The organism is Microcystis sp. LE19-41.2A, from assembly GCF_027530405.1.
Lineage (GTDB): Bacteria > Cyanobacteriota > Cyanobacteriia > Cyanobacteriales > Microcystaceae > Microcystis > Microcystis aeruginosa.
In genome coordinates this window covers 1-5,174 of the sequence record NZ_JAPZQJ010000230.1, presented here as the reverse complement: position 1 = coordinate 5,174, position 5,174 = coordinate 1, and the positions used below count along the sequence as shown (strand labels likewise).

Below are 5,174 nucleotides of genomic sequence, written 5' to 3'. Positions count from 1 at the left end.
ATATTTGAGTAAGCCAGACAGGAGCCAGAAAAAGATATTTATCAGAAAAGTCATGAGCAAGCTAGAGGTTTAAAGACTGAGCGGGTTCCAATTATTTTTATTAATAAATATTTTACACAATTCATACCAGGTAAGCAAGAGGGCTACGCCACTACTACCGAATCATTACCAAAATCTGGATTCCTAATCCACACTAAGGAGATATCAGCAAAAGCTTGCTGGATAAAATTTTACAGCCAGCAAATATTAGAAGAATGGGAAAAATTACGTTAAACAATTCTGTCTTGGAAAAGTTAAAAACTGTTCTCAATTAAGCAAGATGAAGATGGCATTGAGAATTTGCCATAGAAAACGGGTTTCTCAAAGAAACCCGTTTTCTGGAATAATCAATGGGAGTGTCAATCTCTTGTCTCGATTAATTCGGGGACAAGTTCAGGAATAAAACCCGGTTCGGCTAAAGAACCAGTAACATGATGTTCAAAGACTTCTGCGGGGGGAAAAGTTTTCTTGACTTCCTGAGATTGGGGATCCGTAGAAGGTAGCCATTTAATTAGGGGTAAAGGTAGGAGAGTGGAGAGATTAGTAATCACTACCAATAACCAAAGGTTATCAAAATTAGTTTCGGTGACTCCCAACCAATGGGTTAATAAAGCACCGATTTCTTGGGAAACTAATCCTGACATATTCCAGATGGACATTAATAAAGCGAATAGAGATGCTTCAATGCCCACGGGACAAAGACGGGCCGATAAAATTAAGACCGGTAAAAAGGCAATTTGTCCCATGACGGTGAGGATGAGACTATCCCCCAAACTAAACCAATGATCGTCAATACCGAGCGCTCGATTAGTATGGGTAACTAAGAGTAGGGTAGTCATCCCTAAAAGCGCGGAAATCACCGTACTCCAACCCAAAATTAAACGAAAGGAAATCGCTTTTAAAAACCGTTGATATACCCAGATGCCCAGGATCGAGGCTAAACTGGTGACTAAGCGCACTCGTCCTAAAAATTCCGGTTCAAATCCTAACTCGTTGGTGGTGAAGTAAAAAAAGGCAGAATCGGCGCTAGGGGTAGCCTGCCAGAGAAAAATAAAGGCAGTGGGTAATAAAATTGATTTTTGTCTAATGGCTGACCATAGTTGCCCGATTTGCTCCTTGACTTTCGGCGTTGATTGTGCATCATTGTTATTCTTGACTTTTTCCTCTGTAATTAAAAACGCCATGGCTGAGGCAATCAGGGGAAAAATAGCCGTGAGAGCGAAGACAGGACGAGTGCCGAGGTGTGCCAGTAACCAACCACCGAGATAAGCCGTAATTAAGCCGCCTAACGCCGATATTCCCCAAGTTAAGGACTGTAGAGAACCGGATTGAGTGAAGGACTCTCTGCGCGCTCTTTCTACTACCAAAGAATCGACGATGACATCACTAATGGTGACAGAAAGGGAACCAAGCAGGATCGCCGCCGTCGCTTGCCAAGCATTCTCCACCACAGTGGCTAGGGCCAACCAAGCTAAAACCCCAAGAATTCCCGATAAAATGAGGTAGGGCCGACGACGATAGCCGAAAATAGGCAAACCATCCGAAAGAAAGCCAAAAGCTGGTTTAATCACCCAAGGAATCGCCGCCACTCCGATTAATGCCCCCATCTGGGAGGGACTCAAGGCCAAATCGTCTTTTAAAAAGAAGCTAACCGCTAATCGGGAGAGTCCGAGAATGCCCTGCACGAAATAAACCCCTAAAATGCCAATTAATTCGGGATTAGGGTCATTTCCGAACAAGATACTCTCTTTAAGGAATTTTTTCCCGCGATCGATGCCAAGGCGATTAATAAGCATGAAGTTTCATAAATATTTGTTACTGTCTCTATGATAATGATTGAGCGCTCAATCGGTGCGTTAGCTGTTAGGGTTTAACTGTTGAGCTTTAGGTTTTGGCGGTTGGGTATTGGGTTTTAGGGTTTTAGTTGAATTTCCCCATAAAAGGCTTATTGTCGTGTTATGGGGAAACTTTTTTGCGATCGCTCTATTTGAGAGTAATATACAGAAAGATTTTTAAAAAAATCTGTATTTGGTCTGATATGGGGAAAGTTTTGGTCTAATGTCTAGTTAGACCATCTAGATCAAATTGCGATTTAAGGTGTCCAAAATGACAAAACCTAGAATTCTCACTTTAATACTCAGTATCTTCTCAGTTATTCAGATATTAGATATCCCAAACTCTCAGCAAGTACAAGCACAATTGATTTCTCAGAGAGGCGTTACAACTTTCTCCTCAGAACGTAGTGATTCGGGAACGGGTATTAATCAAAGGTGTAGATATTTTTTCTATGATGGAGGCGATTTTAAACAGACCTGTTCTTCATTTATAAACAGTGGATACACGACACCTAGAACGAGAACATCGAGTGCTTCTGGTTACTGGGAAAGCGATGGCTCAAGAGTTCGTGTGATTATAGTTAGTCCTGAGAATTTATCAGGCCAGATTATCTATCAAGAAGGTCGAGGTGGAGAGTTGATAAGTCCTAGTGGGATTCGACTTCGCCCTGACTAATTATTGTGGCTCTTCGTTACTTGTTGTGGTTCGATAGGGTGGCATAAATCGACTAAATCCCTATCTGGCAAGAGATTTAATTGATTAGCCGTAGGGTGTGTTCCCTAATGTAAGTCCTACCACTCCACCGATCGATTTTGGGGAACGCACCTTGCTCATTCATTGAAGTTGATAAGTCTAGGTGATCTAATATCCTCTGCCAGATTAGCACTTAATTGGGGATAGATCATCTATTTCTTACATTAGTATGATCGCTGCTCTGGTAGTTGTGGAGGGTTCATAAAAAAATGTGCTAATCGGCATAACAGACTTATTGTCGTGTTATTGGGAAATTTTCTTGCGATCGCTCTATTTGAGAGTAATATAGTGCGATCGCATCGCCTCCTAGGTTGGGTTGAGCGCAACAATAGCGGGTCGAAAATACCTCAAGTCGCTTGTTTAAGCGAAACCCAACCACCCCAAAGGTTACTCTTGGTTGGGTTTCCTAGCGTCAACCCAACCTACAATAGTTGCTGCTCTCGTAGTGGATTGTTTCAGTGCGCTCGCCATGGCCCTAGGGTGCGTTCCCTAAGGTCAGTCCTACTACTGCACCGATAGATTGTTGGGAACGCACCTTGCTCATTCATTGAGGCTGTAAGTCCAGATAATCTAATATCCTCTGTCAGATTAGCAGCTAATTGGGGATAGATCATCTACTTGTTGCATTAATGCGATGCCGAAGGCACGGCGTAGCAGTACGCTGCTCTGGTAGTGGTGGAGGGTTCATAAAAGAATGCCCCAATCGGCATAACAGACTTAACGCGATCTGCAACTAAAAACGACAGAATCAGGGTTCCAGAGGATACTTTATCTCTGCTAATACCATTTTTCTTTATTCTTGGCAGGTATCTTACCCCCCCCCTTGCCCCCACGAAAAACTTTTTGCCGCAAACCCTACTTATGAAAAATGGTATAATTTCTGAAAGCCTTGTAAATCAAGACTAAAAATATAGTTGCACAAGGGGTGACTTATTGTCGTGTTATTGGGAAAGTTTCTTGCGATCGCTCTATTTGAGAGTAATATACAGAAAGATTTTTTTTAAAATGTGTATTGGGGGTGATGTGTGGAAAGTTTCCGTATAATATCTAGTTAGTCCCCAGTGACAAAGCCATTGGATTTTCAATAGATGTTATGCTGACCAGTATTTTGCTGTGGTCGATGGCACTTAGCCTGTTGCTAATCAGCTTCACCCCTGGAGTATGGTATAAGCTATGGTTTTTTGAGATTTTGGGGACAGGCTATCTTTGGTTTGCGGGCTTGACTTTGATCTTGCTGTTGGCTCTGTTTTTACCCAGGTTCCGCCCTTCGCGCTGGAAATTGATGATCACGTTAGCTGTCGGACTGGGGTTTTATGCCAGCACAATTGGTACCTGGTATGTTCCGAGGTTGCGAGATGCTAGAACTGGTGGTTTCCCATTGACTGTAATGACCTACAACGTCAACTACCAACTATGGGAGACCAGTGCCGTGACTGACCTGGTTCGGGCAAATCCCGTAGATGTATTCGGGTTAGTTGAACCGTTCAAGGAGCAGGCAGCAGAGCTACTAGACAATGTGCAGGATCTTTATCCTTACTATTACCGCGCAACGGGAGGCGGACTGAGTTTATTTAGCCGCTATCCCATTACAGAGGCGACGACTGACAACTTGGGAACCCGCCACCATAGCCTATTCGCAAGCGTTAATGTGACAGGACACCCCATTCGGGTTGTTGTTGCCCATCCCCTTGCCCCTATATCCATGCCTAACTTTATCAATCGTAACCAGGCGATGGTGGCCTTGGCAGCCTATGCAGCACAGCAGTCAATCACTACCGTAATAATGGGTGACTTTAACCTCACCTCCTGGTCGATTTATTTTCGCAACTTTATCATTAACTCAGGATTACGCAGTGTCAATCTAGGGCATGGACTAAATCCAACCTGGTTTTATACTGACGAAGCGCGATCGCTATCCCATCTCGATCATTGGAAACAAGCTCTAAAAATTCCCATTGACCACATTTTCGTCAGCCAAAATGTCAAGGTTGATCAGGTCATCACACTGCCTTCAGGTGTATCTGATCATCGTCCAGTGATTGCAAAACTACGCGTGATGTAGCTTGTTTTAGCTCAGGTTCATAGCGATCGCATTGCTGTTGCGATCGTTATCGCCGTAGGGTGCGTTCCCTAAGGTCAGTCCTACCACTCCACCGATCGATTTTGGGGAACGCACCTTACTCATTCATTGAAGTTGATAAGTCTAGGTAATCTAATATCCTCTGCCAGATTAGCACTTAATTGGGGATAGATCATCTACTTCTTACATTAGTATGATCGCTGCTCTGGTAGTGGTGGAGGGTTCATAAAAAAATGTGCTAATCGGCATAACAGACTTATGGTCGTGTTATATGGAAAGTTTCTTGCGATCGCTCTATTTGAGAGTAATATAGGGAAAGATTCTGGGCTCTTCGGGAATTGTTATGCAAATAATTAACTTAAAATAAAATTCGATGAGAGCGCCTACGCTCAAAAGTAGCTGAAATCCATATAGGGAAGGACTTAAGGCATCAACAGGTTAATACCAAAAGATAGACAATCGAGTT

At 43.1% G+C, this 5,174-nt stretch carries 2 protein-coding genes; one reads left to right on the top strand and one right to left on the bottom strand.

Annotated elements, in window-relative coordinates; genetic code table 11:
- Nucleotides 1-398: 398 nt before the first annotated feature.
- Entirely contained in the window at nt 399-1,835 is a 1,437-nt protein-coding gene (locus O9290_RS10205) for a folate/biopterin family MFS transporter (protein ID WP_288055881.1), read from the bottom strand.
- Between the two features lie 1,886 nt (nt 1,836-3,721).
- On the opposite strand from O9290_RS10205, the gene O9290_RS10200 reads away from it, so the two are divergent.
- On the top strand, nt 3,722-4,690 hold the full coding sequence (locus tag O9290_RS10200; protein WP_288055883.1) for an endonuclease/exonuclease/phosphatase family protein: 969 nt from the start codon (nt 3,722-3,724) through the stop codon (nt 4,688-4,690).
- Nucleotides 4,691-5,174 lie beyond the last annotated feature (484 nt).